The sequence below is a fragment of the Blastococcus sp. SYSU D00813 genome (genome assembly GCF_054050735.1).
The window spans coordinates 96,413-112,497 of record NZ_JBJGZX010000007.1; the positions used below are offsets into that span (position 1 = coordinate 96,413).

The window sequence follows — 16,085 nt, forward strand, 5'->3', positions numbered from 1 at the left end:
GGGACCTTCGGACGGGGGCGACCCGGAACCGGCCGAACCCGTGCGTCCGCGACGCCGGGCCCGCGGCCGCCGGTGGTGACGGCTCACCGGGAGGTCACCCGCGGCCGCCGGGGCAGGAGGGGCTCGGTGTCGGCGAGCTCCGCCTCGGTCGCCACGCGGAACGGGGGGTCCACCGGCGCAGCGGCGGCGCGGCGCCCCTGGCCGCGGGTCGCGCGCAGGCTCGCCACGACCGAGACGCCGAGGATCGTGGCGATCACCGCGAGGCTGACCGTCGTCGGCACGTAGTAGACGTCGATCTTGAGCAGCATCTTGACGCCGACCCACATGAGGACCAGGGCGAGGCCGACCTTGAGGTAGACGAAGCGGTGGATCAGGTCGGCGAGCAGGAAGTACATGGCGCGCAGACCCAGGAGGGCGAAGGCGTTGGCGGTGAAGACGAGGAACGGCTCGTCGGTGACGGCGAAGATCGCCGGGATGGAGTCGACGGCGAAGACGACGTCGGTGACCTCGACCAGGACCAGGACGGCGAGCAGGGGAGTGGCGAGCACCCGACCGGCGCGGCGGACCAGGAAGCGCTGGCCGTGGTAGGCGTCGGTCATCGGGACGTAGCGGCGGAACAGCCGCAGCGTGCGGGAGCGCCGGGGGTCGATGTGCTCGTCCCGCCGGCGCAACATCCGCCAGCCGGTCCAGAGCAGGAAGGCGGCGAAGAGGTAGAGGACCGCGCCGAAGCCGGCGATCAGCGCCGATCCGCCGGCGATGAACAGCCCCCGCAGCACCAGGGCGCCGAGCACGCCGAGGAACAGGACCCGGTGCTGGTACTCGCGGGGGACGGCGAAGAAGGTGAAGACGATCGCCCACACGAAGACGTTGTCCACGGCCAGCGACTTCTCGATGAGGTAGCCGGCGAAGTACTGCTGGCCGGACTCGGCGCCGTGGGCCCACCACACCCACGCGCCGAACCCGACGCCGATCGCGACCCACGCCGCCGACCACAGCGCGGCCTCGCGGACGGCGATGACGTGCGCCCGCCGGTGGGCGAACAGGTCGACGGCCAGCATGACGACGATGAGGCCCAGCACCGCGAGCCACACCCAGACGGAGACGTCCACGGATCCTCCTCCGGTCGGTCCGACCGGAGGTCTCTCCCGGCGCCGCGGCGGCCGCGCCGCGGGCCCGCTCCGCCGAGCCCCTCCCGCGGGGCCGTACTGACGACGGGGCGCTGTGGGGGTACTCCCCTCCCGGCAACGAGTGAAGCAGACTTCACCTGTGCCCGCCACCGAGGAGGCTGACGTGCCCGAGGACCGGCGTCCGACGTGGACCTTCCTCACCAACCACGGTCACGTGCTGCTGGCCGTGGCCGCCGATCCCGACGCCCGGGTCGCCGAGCTCGCCGAGCGGGTGGGCATCACCCCGCGGGCGGTGCTGGCCGTGCTCCGCGACCTGGCGGAGGGCGGCTACGTGACGCGGACCCGGCGCGGCCGCCGGACCCACTACGAGGTGGCCCGGCACCGGCCGTTCCGCCACCCCGCCGAGGCGCACCGGGAGGTCGACGACCTCGTGGCGATCTTCCTCCCCGACGACCAGCGCGCATAGGCAGGCGGCGCGGGTCCGCGGGGTCCCGTCACGGGACCGCGGAGTCGTCCGGACCCGGGGACTCGTCTGGCCGAGACGCCCGGGGCGGGCGTGCAGGGCCAGGTCCGGAGGACTTCCGGGTCTACTGCAGGGGCACGCCGGCGCGCACCGCGCGCACGACGTCGGCCACCGCCCGTACCGAGCTGGCGGCACCGCGCTCCTCGTCCAGCAGGGCTCCGTGCCCGGCATCTGCGTGCCGGTGGGCGCTGTTGGTCGAGAGCGCGGCCATCCGTTCCTGCCCGGCGAGCCGGGCCGGGTCGTCCTCGTCCCCGGCGGCGGTGAGCACCACCAGCGGTGTGTCGCCGAGGGTGGTGAGCGCGCGGGCCTGCCTGAGCAGCACGGGCAGCGTGGCGATCTCGTCGCGGACGTTGCGCCAGCCGCGGGGGCCGGCGTTGAACTCCCGTACCCGCCCGGCGGCCGGCTCGGGCAGGGCGGACCAGTACGACGCGGGGAGCAGGCGCCCGACACCGAGGCGCGCGAGGCTGGGCAGGACGGCCATCGCGCCGGGGGGACCGCCGCCGACGCGGAAGGGGTCGGTGGCGTCCAGCAGGACCATGCCGGCGACCTGCTCGGGGTAGCGGGCGGCGTAGGTCATCGCGTGGTCCCCGCCGATCGAGTGCCCGACGAGCACGTAGGGACCCCGCTCCCCGGCGCTCTCGAGCAGGGTGTGCAGGTCGGCTGCGGCCCGGTGGCCGTCCTGCGGCTGCGGCGCGTCCTCGCTCCACCCCTGGCCGGCGCGGTCGTAGGCGCAGACCCGGCCGCTGCGCGCGACGGCCGGGGCGATGCGCGCCCAGTTGGCCGAGGTCAGCCCCAGCCCGTTGAACAGCACCACGGTCGGGCCGCCGGACCCGGTGCAGTCCAGGTGCAACCGGTAGCCGCCGACGTCGTGGGTCTGCCCCGGCATCGACTCAGCGGGGTCACCGGAGGCGAGCGCGACGGTCTGCAGGGCCCCGCCCACCGCCGCGGCGGCCATGACCACCACGACGGGGTAGAGGAGCCAGCGGCCGCTGCCGGCGGCCAGGGCGCGGCGGATCCGGGCGCCCGTCCAGACGGCGAGCGTCAGCAGCCCCGGGGGCCACACCCATCCGGCGGCAGTCAGCCCGGGGTCGCCCGGCGCGAGGACCACGAGCCCGAGGCCGGTGGCGGCGAGGGTGGCGGCCGGCACCAGTGCCCACCGCTGCGGCTGGCTGGTCATGCGCGCCGACAGCGCCGCGAGCAGCGCCCAGCCGGCGGCGAACCCCATCAGGGCCGACCCGGTGACGACGTGCTCGGGCGCACCGGTGAACACGACGAGCGTGAGTGCGGCGGCGAGGAGTCCCCCGGCGAGCAGTGATCCGGCGACGACCCGGCGGATCGGGCCGGTGTGCGCCGGCCGCCCGGGGGTGGGCCCGGTGGCCTCGGTGGTCGGGGCGGGAGCGGGCACGGGGGTCTCCTGGTCGGGTCGGGTCGGGGGAACGGCGCTCGGCGGTGCTCGCGCCGGCCGAGGGGGCGGGTGGGCCGGACCCGTCGCGGCCGCGGTCAGGTCGGGAGCAGTCCCGCGGCCAGCGCCACCGCGATCAGGGCGGCGGCGACCCAGTCGACGGTCGCGCAGAACGGCGGCCACCAGCGGGTGCCGGCCACGAAGCCCGTGCGGTGCTGCCACAGGTCCTTGCAGCCGTGTCCGGCCAGGCCGGCGACGACCAGCCAGGCCGAGCCGGCTCCGGCGGCGGCAGCAGCGACCACGAACACCGACGCGACGGCCGTCTCGACGACCAGCACGTGCCGGCGCCCGTCGGCGACGGCGAAGCCGATGTAGACGGCGGCGACGAGGGTGAGGCCGAGGGCGTGGACGGTCGCCGCGTCCAGCCAGGGGAACGCCAGCGGCGAGGCCGCCTGCAGGACGCCGAAGACGACGCCCCAGACCAGCGGTGCGCGCAGCGGACGGTGCGCGGAGCCGGACGAGCTGGCCGGCGCCGGGGCCGGCACGGGGCCTCTCGGGGCGTCAGCGGCAGGGGCACCCGGCCGGTGGGGGACGCGGGCGGACGGCCTCCTCGAGCGGGCCGGCGGTACGGGCACGGGACGACGATGCGGCCCGGGCCGTGGGCGGCGCCAGGACGCGCGCTTGACGATCCCGGACACGGCCGGCCGTACAGTGCGTGGGTGGCTGCCCTCGACGTCGCGGTCGTCACCTTCCCGTCGGCGCAGATCCTGGACGTGACCGGCCCGCTCGAGGTCTTCTCCAGCGCCACCCACCTGCTGCCGTCGGTGGAGTACCGCACGCAGGTGGTGAGCACCTCGGGCGGTCCCGTGCCGGCCAGCTCGGGGCTGTCGTTCGGCACCACCGCGCTCGCCGAGGTCGTGGCGCCCGTCGACACGCTCGTCGTCGCCGGGGGGCGGGACATGGCGCAGGCCTGCGCGGACGACGACCTGCTGGCCCACGTCCGGCGGTTGGCAGGCAGCGCCCGACGGGTCACCTCGGTCTGCTCCGGGGCCTTCGTCCTCGCGGCCGCCGGGCTGCTGGACGGGCGACGGGCCACCACCCACTGGGCGGAGTGCCGGCTGCTGGCCGACGCACACCCCGAGGTGTCGGTCGACGGCGACGCGATCTACGTGCGCGACGGTGACCTCTGGACCTCCGCCGGGGTGACGGCAGGCATCGACCTGGCGCTGGCCCTCGTCGCCGACGACCACGGATCGCGGGCGGCAGCGGCCGTCGCCCGCCACCTGGTGGTCTACCTGCGGCGCTCCGGTGGGCAGGCGCAGTTCTCCACGTTGCTCGCCGCACAGGCAGCCGACAGCGAACCGCTGCGGGAGCTGCTGGCGTGGCTGCCCGACCACCTCACCGCGGACCTGTCCGTCCCCGCCCTGGCCCGGCGCGTGCACCTGTCCGAGCGGCAGTTCAGCCGCGTGTTCAAGGCAGGGGTCGGCGTGACGCCGAGCGAGCACGTGGAGCGGTTGCGGCTCGAGGCAGCCTGCCGGCTCCTCGAGACCACCGGTCACGCCGTCGACCACATCGCCCGCGTCTGCGGCTTCCAGGCGCCGGAGACCATGAACCGCGCGTTCCGTCGTCGGCTGGACACCACCCCCGGAGACCACCGCCGGCACTTCGGGCACGTCGCCGGGGTGTAGCCGGCCACCTCACCGGTGGCCTCGGTCGGAGTCCCCCGGGGCGGCCGTCACCGGGCGACCGCCCTGATCAGCGCAGCCATCAGCGCGGCGTGGTCGTAGGGCCGGGTGGTGTTGGCCATGACGACCACGCCCAGCCCGAGCTCCGGGTAGAGCCGCATCGCGTTCCAGAACCCGCCGCCGGTGCCCCAGTGCTCGACGAACCCCGGCCGGGCGTCCCGGTCCTCCGGCCGGCGGAACCAGCCCAGGCCCACGTCGAACGGCCTGCCCGGGGAGGAGATGGTGCGCATCGCCCGCGCGGACTCCGGCGTCAGCACGCGCGTGCCGTCGACCGTGCCGTCGGCCAGGTGCAGCCGCAGCAGCCGGGCGGCGTCGGTGACGGGACCGATCAGGCCGCCGTAGCCGGCGCCGGCGACCCGGAACGGGCGCAGCGCGACGTACCGGCCGTGCCGGTCGCCGACGATCCCGGCCGGGAGCGCCGCGCGCAGCAGCGGGGTCGCCGGGCGGGGCAGGCGCACGTGCCCGGTGGCGTACGCGGCACCGGCCCGGTGGGCGTAGCCGGTGGCGGTCATCCCGCTCGGCTCCAGCACGGCTCGGCGCACGTGCTCGGGAAAGGGCTCGCCGGCCGCCCGGCTGATCGCCTCGGCCAGCACCAGGTAGCCGAGGTTGGAGTAGCGGGCCGGCCCGCCGGCGGGCCGCTTCGGGTGGCGGTACCGGACGAGCAGCCTCCGGGCGAACGCGTCGGCGTCGCCGTCGGTGGCGTCGCCGGGCAGCACCCAGCGGATCGGCAGCGGGTTGGCCACCCCGGCGGTGTGGCTCAGCAGCTGACGCACCCGGGGCTGCACGCGCGAGCGGGCCGCGAACCCCGGCACCAGCTCGCCGACCGGGGCATCCAGGTCGAGCCGGCCCTCGTCGGCCAGCCGCATCGCCGCGGTCGCGGTGGCGATCTTCGACATCGAGAACCACGGGTGGCCGGTGTCGGCGGTGGACGGGCGCCGGGTGGCCAGGTCCGCGTGTCCGAGGCCCTCGGCGAGGAGCAACCGGTCGGCGTCGGTGACCGCGACGGACAGGCCGGGTACGTGGTGACGTGCCATGAGGGCGGCGATGGTGGCGCGGGCGTCGTCGAGCGTGGCCGCTCGGGTGGGCCGTGGGATCGGGGGCGGAGTCGTCACGGGCGTTTCCTCCCTGTCGGGACCGGCTGGGGGTGTCGGAGGACGCACGGCCGCCGCGTCGGGCGACCAGGGGCCGGCGTGGGGCCCGGGAGCGGAGCAGCCGCTCCCGGGCCCCACACCGTCGGTCAGGTGCTCGCGATCGCGTCGAGGATCTTCAGCCGCGCCGCCCGCCGAGCGGGTCCGACGGCGGCCAGCACCCCGATGACCGCGGCGACGAGGAGGAAGACCGCCATGCGCGGCACCGGGACGACGAGCTCGCTGATGCCCTGGTCGGCCAGCGCCCGGCTGAGCGCGATCCCGAAGAGGACGCCGAGGACGATGCCGAGCACCGCGCCGTAGACGGAGATGACGACGGCCTCGAGGCGGACCATCCGGCGCAGTTGCGCGCGGCCGAGGCCGACGGCGCGCAGCAGACCGATCTCCCGGGTGCGTTCGATGACCGACATGGCCAGGGTGTTGACGATGCCCAGGGCGGCGATGACCACCGACAGCACCAGCATCGCGTTGACCAGCAGGAGGATCTGGTCGACCTGGCCCTTCTGCTCGTCGGAGAACTCGCCCCGGTCCTTGAGGTCGACGATCGGGTAGGCGGCCAGCGTCTCCTCCAGCGCGGGCCGGACGTCGCCCGGCGCCACGCCCTCGGCGAGGTCGACGAACAGGAACCGGTCCAGCGCCACCCCGCCGGCGCCGGCGAGCGTGTCGAGGGAGACGACGGTCGACCCCACGACCTGGTTCTGCTCGTAGACGCCGCCCACGACGAGCTCCTGCTCCCCGCCGTCGACGGAGACCGCTCGCACGGTGTCGCCCACGGCCCACCCGCGGTCCTCGGCGGTCTGCTCGTCGACCAGCAGGCCGTTGCCGGCGAGGCCCTCGGACGAACCGCTCGTGAAGGTCAGCTCGACGCTGCGGTCCAGGCCCGCCGGGTCGACGGCGTTCAACAGCGCCGTCTCGCCGTCCAGCTGGACCTGGCCCCAGCGCAGGGGCATGACCGCGTCGACCCCGTCGATCCCGGCGAGTTCCTGCTCGACCTCCGGGCTGAACGGGGCGCCGACGGAACTGGAGACGACGAAGTCGGCGCGGACGGTGCCGGCCACCAGCCGGTCGATGCTCTCGTTCGTCGAGGCCCCGATGACGCTGAAGGCGCTGACCAGCGCGAGACCGATCATGAGGGCCGACGCGGTGGCCGCCGTCCGGCGGGGGTTGCGGACGGCGTTCTCCTGGGCCAGGCGGCCCGTCGTCCCGAAGAAGCGCGGGAGGACCGCGCCGACGACGCGCAGGAACGGGCGCGCCAGCACCGGGCTCAGCGCCGTGGCGCCCAGGACCAGCGCGAGCGCCCCCGCGCCGACCAGCGACGCGGCGTTGCTGCCGTCGTCGGTCAGGGTCCCGCCGACCAGCGCGAGGACGCCGACGGCGGCCAGCACGGCGCCCACCACGGTGCGTCGGCGCAGGCCCCGCTCCACGGCGACCACGTCGTCGCGCATGGCGGCCACGGGCGGCGTCCTCGCCGCGCGGCGCGCCGGGAGGTAGGCGGCGAGCACGGTGACGACGATGCCGATCACGTAGGACCACACGACGGTGTCGGCGGCGAACACGAGGTCCCCGTCGAGCGTCAGCCCGAAGGAGCCGAACAGCGCTCGCAGCCCGGCGGCGATCCCGTAGCCGGCGGCGAGCCCGACGGTCGAGCCGAGCACGCCCAGCACCAGCGCCTCCCCCAACACCGAGCGGGTCACCTGCGCGCGGCTGGCGCCCAGCGCGCGCAGCAGCGCCAGTTCGCGGGTGCGCTGGGCGACCAGCATCGAGAAGGTGTTGAGGATGATGAACGTGCCGACGAACAGCGCGACGCCGGCGAACACCAGCAGGAAGACGTTGAAGAACGCGAGCCCCTCGGAGAAGTCCGTGGCGAGGCTGTCGGCCTGCTCGGCCGCCGTCCTGACCTCGTAGTCCGCACCGACCGCCGCCGCCACCCGCTCGGCGAGCTCGGCGTCGTCGACGCCGTCGGCAGCAGCGACGCTGATCCCGGTGAACTGGCCGGGGGCGGTCAGCAGCTCCTGCGCCGTGGTCGCGTCGAAGGCCGTCAGCGTCGCCCCGGCCAGGCCGCCCTCGTCGCCGAACCGGAAGGTGCCCACCAGCTCGGCCTCGATCCGCGGACCGGGGGTGAGCAGGGTGATGGTGTCGCCCACCCGGTACCCGGTCTCCTCGACGGCGTTGGTGTCGATCATGACCTCGCCGGGTGCCGTCGCCGCCCGCCCGTCGACCAGGGTGCTGGGGGAGACGGACTGCTCGGTGACCCAGCTGACGCCGAGGCCCGGTGCCCCGCCGGTGTCCAGGACGTCGCCGTCCCGTTCCAGGATGTAGACGCCCTCGGCCTGGACGTAGCCCTCGACCGCCGCGACGCCGTCGACGTCGGCGATCTCCTCGACCAGCTCGGCCGGCACGTAGGAGGCCGTGCCGCCGGCGCCGGTGCCGGTGAGCCCCTGGTCGAACGCGGCGGCGCGCTCGACGTTGACGTCGGCCGAGGTGCTGCGGAACAGGTCGTTGAAGGTCCTGCTCAGGGTGTCGGTGAAGATCAGCGTCCCGGCGACGAAGGCGACGCCCAGGACGATCGCGAGCCCGGACATCGCCAGGCGCAGCTTGTGCGCCATCAGGTTCCGGTAGGTGGTGCGCCACATGTCAGCGCGCCCCCGTCGTCTCGTCCGCGACAGGCACTGCCGGGACGGCGTCGCGGTCGAAGGCCTTCATCCGCTCGAGGACCCGGTCGGCGGTCGGCTCGAGCATCTCGTCGACGATCCGCCCGTCGGCGAGGAACAGGACCCGGTCGGCGTAGCCGGCGGCGGTGGGGTCGTGGGTGACCATGACGATCGTCTGGCCCATCTCGCGCACGGAGCGGCGGAGGAAGTCCAGGATGTCGGCGCCGCTGCGCGAGTCGAGGTTCCCCGTCGGCTCGTCGGCGAAGACGATGTCGGGCCGGCCGGCCAGCGCCCGGGCGCAGGCCACCCGCTGCTGCTGGCCGCCGGAGAGCTCGCTGGGCCGGTGGGCGAGCCGGGGCCGCAGCCCGACGGTGTCGATGACCAGGTCCAGCCACTCGCGGTCGGGGCGGCGGCCGGCGATGTCCATCGGTAGCGTGATGTTCTCCAGCGCGGTCAGCGTCGGCAGCAGGTTGAACGCCTGGAAGACGAAGCCGACCTTGTCCCGCCGGAGCGCGGTCAGCTGCTTGTCGTCGAGCGTGCTGAGCTCGGTGTCGCCGATGTGGGTCTGGCCCGAGGTGACCGAGTCGAGGCCGGCCATGCAGTGCATCAGCGTCGACTTGCCGGACCCGGACGGGCCCATGATCGCGGTGAAGCGGCCGCGGGTGAAGTCGACGTCGATGCCGGCGAGGGCGACGACGCGGGTGTCGCCCTCGCCGTAGACCTTCGTGACGCCACGGCCGCGGGCCGCCGCCGGGATGGAGGGGACCACGTCGGTGCGGGGATGGGGGATCACGGTGTCTCCTTGGTTCGAGGCGGGATGAGCGGCGGCCGCCCGGCGGACGCTAGGGAGGCGGGGCGGCGGCCGGTAGGGACTTTCGGAACCGTTCCGCGTCGAAGGGGCGACCGGCTGACGCGGCCGGCGCGGGGCCGGGTCACGGCCGGGCGGCGGTCGCCTGCGGCCGTGCCGACCCGGGGGCCTGCCGGCGGGCGTCGGTGGCCATGCGGTCGGCCAGGGTGGCGGCGTCGGCGCCGACGAAGCCGAGCAGCGCGGAGCCGCGGCAGGTCTGCCAGGGGAGCCCGAGGAAGTACAGCCCCGGCACGTCGGTCACGCCGGCGGTGTGGCGGACCTGCCCGTCGACGACGACCCCGGGGACGTGCAGCCACGAGTGGTCGGCGCGGTAGCCGGTGGCCCAGACCACGGCGTCGACGTCGGCGGTGCTGCCGTCGGCGAACCGCGCGGTGCGGCCGGTGAAGCCGGTCAGCCGCGGCCGGAGGTCGATGCCGCGGCGGCGCAGGTCGCCGCGCCGGCTGCCGATCACCAGGTCACCGCGGGCGCGCAGCCGGCGGGCCAGGCGCGAGTCCGCCGGCACGGTGAAGAAGCCGGCGCGGGTGAGCCAGGTGAACAGGTCGCGGCCGGCGATGCGCTGGGGCAGCTGGAGGGGGGTGGAGCCGACGGCGACGGTGACCGGCTGGGTGGTGGCCAGCTCGGCGGCGATCTGGAGGCCGGAGTTGGCGGCACCGACGACGAGGACGCGGCCGCTGCCCGGGAGCTGGGCGGGGTTCCGGTACCCGGCGCTGTGCAGCTGCTGCACCGAGGCGTCCACCTGCGCGGCGACGGCCGGGACGTGCGGTGTCTGGAACGGGCCGGTGGCGACCACGACCTGGCGGGCGCGGACGGTGCCGGAGGGGGTCGTCGCCGCGAAGGAGCCGTCGGGCTCGCGGTGCAGCCGCGTCACCGGTGCGGAGAACCGGATCGGCAGGTCGAAGCGGGCGGCGTAGGCGGCGAGGTAATCGGCGACGTCGTCCTTGGTCGGGTGGGTGTCGGCCGGTGCGGGGAACGGCATCCCCGGCAGCGAGTCGTACTGGGCGGGGCTGAACAGGCGCAGCGAGTCCCAGCGGTCGCGCCAGGAGTGCCCGACCTCGGGTCCGGCGTCGAGGAGCAGGAAGTCGGCGCCGCGGGCGGCCAGGTGGTGGCCGAGGGCGAGGCCGGCCTGGCCGGCACCGACCACGACGACGTCGTGCTGCCCGGGGCCGACGGCGCGGGATGAGCGGGACACGGTCTCTCCTTCGTGGGTGCGGACGGTGCCCGGGACGCTAGGGGCGCGACAGCACGCCTCTCGCCGGGGAAACCGCCGGGTCCGTCGCCGGGCCGGGCCCCGGACGACCCGGCCTCAGACGTCGAGCGGCAGGGCGATGAGCTCGGCCCGGGAGGAGACGCCGAGCTTGCTGAACACGTTGCGCAGGTGGAAATCGACCGTGCGGGGGCTGACGAACAGCTGCGCGGCGGCGTCCCGGTTCGACAGGCCCTGCCGGACCAGCGCGGCGACCTGGCGCTCCTGCGGGGTGAGGTCGGTGGCGGTGGACACGTCGCGGCGGCGGGCGGTCTCGCCCGAGGCGCGCAGTTCCTGCGCCGCCCGCTCGGCGCCCGGGACAGCGCCCAGGTCCTCGAAGAGGGCCAGCGCGGTGCGCAGGTGCTCACGCGCGTCGACCCGGCGGCGCACCCGGCGCAGGTGCTCGCCGAGGGCCAGGTGGGTCCGGGCCCGGTCGGGCCGGCGCAGCGACCGCTCGTGCGCCGCCAGAGCGCGCAGGTAGTGCTCCTCGGCCGCGGCGCCCTCCGCGAGCAGGGCGCGGCCGTGCTCGACGACGGCGACCGCGGACGGGGCGCCGGTGCCGGCGGCGAACGCCTCCAGTTCGGCGAGCCAGGCGCGGGCCAGGTCGTCCCGGCCGGCCCGGACGGCCGCCTCGAGACGATCCAGACCGGCCATGCGGCGCAGTCCCGGCAGCGAGATCTGCTCGAGGTGGTGCAGCGCCGTGGGTGCGCTGCCGGACCGGAGTCCCCGTGTCCAGTGGAGGAGGTCGACCACGATGACGTCCACCAGTCCCACGGGGTGGGCCTGACGGATCGCCGTCGCCTCGGTCGCGAGCCCGTCGGCTGCGGCGGCGTCCCCGCGGAGGGCGGCCACCAGCGCGGACTCGGCGGTGGGCAGGGCCGTCATCCCGGGGTGCCCGGTGCTGGCGGCCAGCGGCAGCGCGGCCGCGGCCGCGGCCGCTGCCGCCGCCCACGCGCCGGTCGCGATCTGGAACTGGGCGCCCCGGGTCAGCGCGTGCTCCACCATGGCGAGCGCGCCGGCACGGCGGGCGGCCGTCAGTTGCTCCCCGTGCAGCCGCAACCCGCGCTCGTCGTCGTCGATCAGCATCGCCGCGACGCCGAGGTTGGGCTGGAGGACGTGGTCGTCCACCGGATCGTCGTCGGTCAGGGCGAAGGCCCGCCGGAAGCTCTCGTCCGCGGTCGCCCAGTCCGCGCGGCCGACGGCGAGGAACCCGGTGAGCAGCGCCGCCGCGGCCCGGGTGCGAGGCGACGCGTCGGGCGCTGCAGGGGGGACCAGCCCGGCCAGGTCGACCGTGCGGGGTGAACGGGCGCCGAAGGCCGCCAGGGCCGCGGCGAGCATCGCCAGCTGTCCGGCCACGGCCTCGTCCACCCGAGCCGCGGCCTGGGCGGCCTGCAGGACCAGGTCGTAGCCGTCGTCCAGCGAGCGGGTGTTCCACTCGATCTGCCCCTGCAGGGTCAGCAGCTGGGCCTGCAGCAGCGGCTCAGTGACGTCGGCCGCGGCGGAGCGGGCCAGCGCCGCCGCCTGCGCCGGGTGTGCACCGAGCCAGGCCGAGGACGCGGCCCGGTACAGCCGCCGTCCCCGGGCCTCGCCGCCGCCGGTGAGTTCCGCGGCCCGGGCCCAGGCGGCGGCGGCCGCCTCGTGCCCGCCGCGGGCAGCGGCGCGCTCGGCGACGCCGTCCAGCGCGGCGACGACCTCGTCGTCGGGCCGGTCGGCGGCCGCGGCCAGGTGCCACGCCCGGCGGTCGGCGTCCGCGCCCAGGGCCTCGGCGAGCGCCCGGTGGGCAGCGCGGCGCTGCGCGCTCGTGGCCGCGCGGTAGACGCCGGACCGCACGAGGGGGTGGAAGAGGACGACGGTGTCCGCATCGACCCGGAGGAGCCCGGTGCGCTCGGCCTCGTCGAGGGCCGCGTCGTCCGCTCCGAGCCGTTCGGCGGCATCGCGGATGACGGTCAGCCGCGCGGTGTCGTCGGCCGCGGCGGTGAGCAGCAGCCGCTGCGCAGGCTCGGACAGCCGGCGGTACCGGTCGAGGAACGCGCGCTCGACCCCGCCGGTCAGCGGGAGCTGCGCGGGCAACGGCGCACGGCCGGTCAGCTGGTCGCTCGTGAGGGCGCCGGCCAGCTCGCCGAGGGCGAGGGGGTTGCCGCCCGTGGCAGCGACGAGCCGGTCGCGGACCGCCGGGTCGACCTCGCCCCCGGCGCGGGCCGCCAACAGCGCGCCGGCGTCCTCGCCGGCGACTCCGTCGAGGGCCAGTGCGGGTAGGTCGGGTGCGTCGAAGCGGCGGGCGTCGCCGTCGCGCGCGGCGAACAGCAGCGCCACCGGCTCGGCCTGCACCCGGCGGGCAGCGAACAGCAACGCGGCCGCTGATGCATCGTCGAGCCACTGCGCGTCGTCCACGACGGCGAGCACCGGGGCCTGTTCGGCCGCGTCGGCGAGCAGGCTCAGGGTGCCGAGGAACGCCAGGAACCGGTCGCCCTCACCCTCGGCCTCGCCCATCGCCGCGCGCAGCGCCGCCCGCTGCGGGGCCGGCAGGAAGTCGATCCGGGAGCGCAGCGGCCACAGCAGGCGCTGCAGGGCGGCGAAGGCCAGCGGGGACTCCGACTCCACCCCGGAGGTGCGCAGCACGCGCATGCTGTCCGTGCCGGAGACGGCGTCGGCCAGCAACGTCGACTTCCCTGATCCGGCCACGCCGCGCACGACCAGCGCCCCGCCCGACCCGGTGCGGGCGGCCTCGAGCAGGGCGGCGATCGCCGCGCGCTCGGCATCCCGACCAGCCAACACGGCCGGAACCGTATCGGCCGCCGAGGACAGGTCGGGGACGAGGAGACCCGGCGGTTTCCCCGGCGTGAGCGATCGCTGCGACAGCGAGCGTGGGGCCACATCTCGACGTCCCCACTGGAGGAGCCATGTCACCCCACACCGCCACCGAACCAGTGGCGCAGCAGCACTCCGCCCACCACCGGCACGGGCTGCAGCCGATCGCGGGGCCAGAGGCCGCCGCGGACGGCCCCCGCCGGCCGTGGACGGTCTTCGCGTTGATGATCGCCGCCCAGTTCATGGTCATCCTGGACGTGTCGGTGGTGAACGTCGCGCTGCCGTCCATCAGCGAGGGACTGCACCTGTCCGCCGGGGACTACCAGTGGGCGGTCTCGGCCTACGTGCTGCTCTCCGGCGGGCTGCTGCTGCTCGGGGGGCGGATCGCCGATCTGCTGGACCGGCGGCGGGCCTTCCTGGCCGGCATCGGCCTGTTCACCGTCGCCTCGCTGGTCAGCGGGCTGGCACAGACCCCGCTGATGCTGATCCTGGCCCGGGCCGGCCAGGGTGCGGGCGCTGCACTGCTCACCCCGGCTGCGCTCTCGATCATCATGACCGCCTACGCCGGCCGGCAGCGGCAGACCGCCCTGGCCGTGTGGGGGACCGTCGGCAGCCTCGGCATCGCGGCCGGCGTCCTCTTCGGCGGCGTGCTGACCAGCGCGCTGGACTGGCGGGCGGTCTTCTTCATCAACGTCCCGATCGGGGTAGCCGTCGTCCTCGGCACCCTGCGCGCCGTGCCTGGTGGAAGCGGCCGGCGCAGCGGACTCCGACGCCTCGACGTCCCCGGTGCTCTCACGCTGGTCAGCGGGCTGCTGGCGCTGGTGTTCGGTATCGAGGCCACCCGCTCGGCCGGCTGGACCGCACCCCGCACCTGGCTCGCCCTCGCCATCGCCGCCGTGCTGCTCAGCACCTTCGCCCGGCTCGAGCGCCGCGCCGCCGACCCCCTCGTCCCACCCGCCACCTGGCGGATCCGCTCGCTCGTGTCCGCCTCGGCGGTCATGACCGGCGTCACCGGTGTCGTCGTCGGCGCCATCTTCCTCAGCTCGCTGTACCTGCAGGCCGTCGTCGGCGCCTCCCCGGTCGTCACCGGGCTGCAGTTCCTGCCGCTGGCCGCCGCCATCACCGTGGCCGCAGGGGTCGCGTCCCACGCCATCGGGCACGTCGGCGCCCGCGCGCTGATCCTGCTCGGCCTGCCGATCATGACCGCCGGCGTGCTGCTGCTCGCTGCGAACGCCGGCGGTACGTCCTACGCCGCCGACGTCCTGCCCGGGTTCCTGCTCGTCGGCGCCGGAGTAGGGCCCATGTTCGTGGCGATCTCGGTCGCCGCGATGGGGGACGTGCCGTCCGAGAAGTCCGGCCTCGCCTCCGGGCTCATGATGACCGGCCACGAGATCGGCGCAGCCCTCGGCGTCGCCGCCCTCACCGCCGTCGCCGGCGACCTGGCCACCTCCACCGGACTGATCGACGGCTACGCGCGCGCCTTCACCGCCACCGCCGGCGTCCTCGCCGCCCTGTTCGTCCTCACCTTGCTCGCCGTCCCCGGCGGCAAGCCCGTGGCAGGCACCACCGGCCACGGCCACGGCCACGGCCACGGCCACTGACCCGGCTCGACCCCGGTGCGGATCCCGGCGATTCCGCCGGTGAGAGGCATCCCGCTCCGCGTCGACGCTCGTCCCTGCCCCACCCCACCAGCAACCCGAGGAGTTCCCATGCTGTCCGCCACGCCCCGCACTTTCATCGGCTCGACCACCTTCTCCGTCACCGGCATGACCTGCGCGCACTGCCAGCGGGCCGTCACCGAGGAGATCGCCGCCGTCGACGGAGTCGACACCGTCACCGTCGACCTGGCCAGCGGCACCGTCACCGTCACCGCCGACCGACCCGTCGACCGCGCCGACATCGCCGCCGCCGTCGACGAGGCCGGCTACACCCTCCGGTCCTGACCACCCACCCCCGGCGGGAGCCCGCTCCGGCGCGGCTCCCGCCCGGCCGAACCCCACCCCCGGTCCGCGCGCAGCGGGCCGGAGACGAGAGGCACCCACCGTGACAACCACCATCGAACCGGCCACCGAGAGCTCACAGCTCAGCGTCCGCCGCGCCGACCCGCGGGACGCCGACGACGTCGCCGCGATGGTCGGCGAGATCGCCGCGCACGAGGACCAGTCCGCGCACGTGCACGTCGACGTGGCGCAGTGGCGCACGCTGCTCGCCCGCCCCGACGTCATCGTCCTGCTGGCCGAGCGGGACGGCGCTCCGGTCGGCTACGTGTCCGCCGTCCGGCAGCTGCACCTGTGGACCGGCGGCGACGTCCTCGCCCTCGACGACCTCTACGTGCGCCCCGGCTGCCGCGACGCCGGGGTCGGCCGGAGGCTGATGGGCGCCCTCGCCGCCCTGGCCGCACCCGAGCAGCTGCTCATCCGCTGGGGCATGGAGCCCGACAACGCCGGCGCGCAGCGCTTCTACCGCCGCCTCGGCGCCACCCTGCGGCCCAAGGTGCTGGCCGCCTGGACCCCGGCCGCCTACGCCGCCGCCGCGTGCGGCTGAACCCGGCGATCCCGCCGGTCCGACCG

General features: G+C 75.8%; 13 protein-coding genes. 5 read left to right on the plus strand and 8 right to left on the minus strand.

From position 1 onward, the window contains the following. Positions 1 to 83: 83 nt before the first annotated feature. Positions 84 to 1,109 (minus strand): TerC family protein, encoded by a 1,026-nt coding sequence (locus ACI8AX_RS07175; RefSeq protein WP_456549101.1) that lies wholly within the window; start codon positions 1,107 to 1,109, stop codon positions 84 to 86. A gap of 181 nt (positions 1,110 to 1,290) precedes the next feature. On the opposite strand from ACI8AX_RS07175, the gene ACI8AX_RS07180 reads away from it, so the two are divergent. Next, positions 1,291 to 1,593, plus strand: coding sequence for a winged helix-turn-helix domain-containing protein (locus ACI8AX_RS07180; RefSeq protein ID WP_456549102.1), 303 nt, complete (start codon positions 1,291 to 1,293; stop codon positions 1,591 to 1,593). A 121-nt stretch (positions 1,594 to 1,714) separates the two neighbouring features. On the opposite strand, the gene ACI8AX_RS07185 is transcribed toward ACI8AX_RS07180, so the two are convergent. Further along, positions 1,715 to 3,055: an alpha/beta fold hydrolase gene (locus tag ACI8AX_RS07185; RefSeq protein WP_456549103.1), complete on the minus strand. Its 1,341-nt coding sequence runs from the start codon at positions 3,053 to 3,055 to the stop codon at positions 1,715 to 1,717. A 95-nt stretch (positions 3,056 to 3,150) separates the two neighbouring features. Next, positions 3,151 to 3,597: a hypothetical protein gene (locus tag ACI8AX_RS07190; RefSeq protein WP_456549104.1), complete on the minus strand. Its 447-nt coding sequence runs from the start codon at positions 3,595 to 3,597 to the stop codon at positions 3,151 to 3,153. A gap of 174 nt (positions 3,598 to 3,771) precedes the next feature. On the opposite strand from ACI8AX_RS07190, the gene ACI8AX_RS07195 reads away from it, so the two are divergent. After that, positions 3,772 to 4,740, plus strand: coding sequence for a GlxA family transcriptional regulator (locus tag ACI8AX_RS07195; protein WP_456549105.1), 969 nt, complete (start codon positions 3,772 to 3,774; stop codon positions 4,738 to 4,740). A gap of 47 nt (positions 4,741 to 4,787) precedes the next feature. Here the strand turns inward: ACI8AX_RS07195 and ACI8AX_RS07200 are convergent, their stop codons facing one another. The 5 genes from ACI8AX_RS07200 to ACI8AX_RS07220 form a co-directional block, all read right to left on the minus strand. Next, positions 4,788 to 5,909, minus strand: coding sequence for a serine hydrolase domain-containing protein (locus ACI8AX_RS07200; RefSeq protein WP_456549106.1), 1,122 nt, complete (start codon positions 5,907 to 5,909; stop codon positions 4,788 to 4,790). A 125-nt stretch (positions 5,910 to 6,034) separates the two neighbouring features. Then, positions 6,035 to 8,578 (minus strand): ABC transporter permease, encoded by a 2,544-nt coding sequence (locus ACI8AX_RS07205; protein WP_456549107.1) that lies wholly within the window; start codon positions 8,576 to 8,578, stop codon positions 6,035 to 6,037. A gap of 1 nt (position 8,579) precedes the next feature. Beyond that, positions 8,580 to 9,389: an ABC transporter ATP-binding protein gene (locus ACI8AX_RS07210; protein WP_456549108.1), complete on the minus strand. Its 810-nt coding sequence runs from the start codon at positions 9,387 to 9,389 to the stop codon at positions 8,580 to 8,582. A 139-nt stretch (positions 9,390 to 9,528) separates the two neighbouring features. Continuing rightward, complete coding sequence (locus ACI8AX_RS07215; protein WP_456549109.1) at positions 9,529 to 10,653, minus strand: flavin-containing monooxygenase; 1,125 nt, start codon at positions 10,651 to 10,653, stop codon at positions 9,529 to 9,531. 114 nt (positions 10,654 to 10,767) lie between these two features. After that, entirely contained in the window at positions 10,768 to 13,482 is a 2,715-nt protein-coding gene (locus tag ACI8AX_RS07220) for an AAA family ATPase (RefSeq protein WP_456549110.1), read from the minus strand. A gap of 125 nt (positions 13,483 to 13,607) precedes the next feature. On the opposite strand from ACI8AX_RS07220, the gene ACI8AX_RS07225 reads away from it, so the two are divergent. The 3 genes from ACI8AX_RS07225 to ACI8AX_RS07235 all read left to right on the plus strand — a co-directional run bounded on the left by ACI8AX_RS07225 (position 13,608) and on the right by ACI8AX_RS07235 (position 16,059). Continuing rightward, positions 13,608 to 15,116 (plus strand): MFS transporter, encoded by a 1,509-nt coding sequence (locus ACI8AX_RS07225; RefSeq protein ID WP_456549111.1) that lies wholly within the window; start codon positions 13,608 to 13,610, stop codon positions 15,114 to 15,116. Positions 15,117 to 15,224: 108 nt separating this feature from the next. Continuing rightward, positions 15,225 to 15,458: a heavy-metal-associated domain-containing protein gene (locus ACI8AX_RS07230; protein ID WP_456549112.1), complete on the plus strand. Its 234-nt coding sequence runs from the start codon at positions 15,225 to 15,227 to the stop codon at positions 15,456 to 15,458. A gap of 100 nt (positions 15,459 to 15,558) precedes the next feature. Next, entirely contained in the window at positions 15,559 to 16,059 is a 501-nt protein-coding gene (locus ACI8AX_RS07235) for an N-acetyltransferase family protein (protein ID WP_456549113.1), read from the plus strand. Positions 16,060 to 16,085 lie beyond the last annotated feature (26 nt).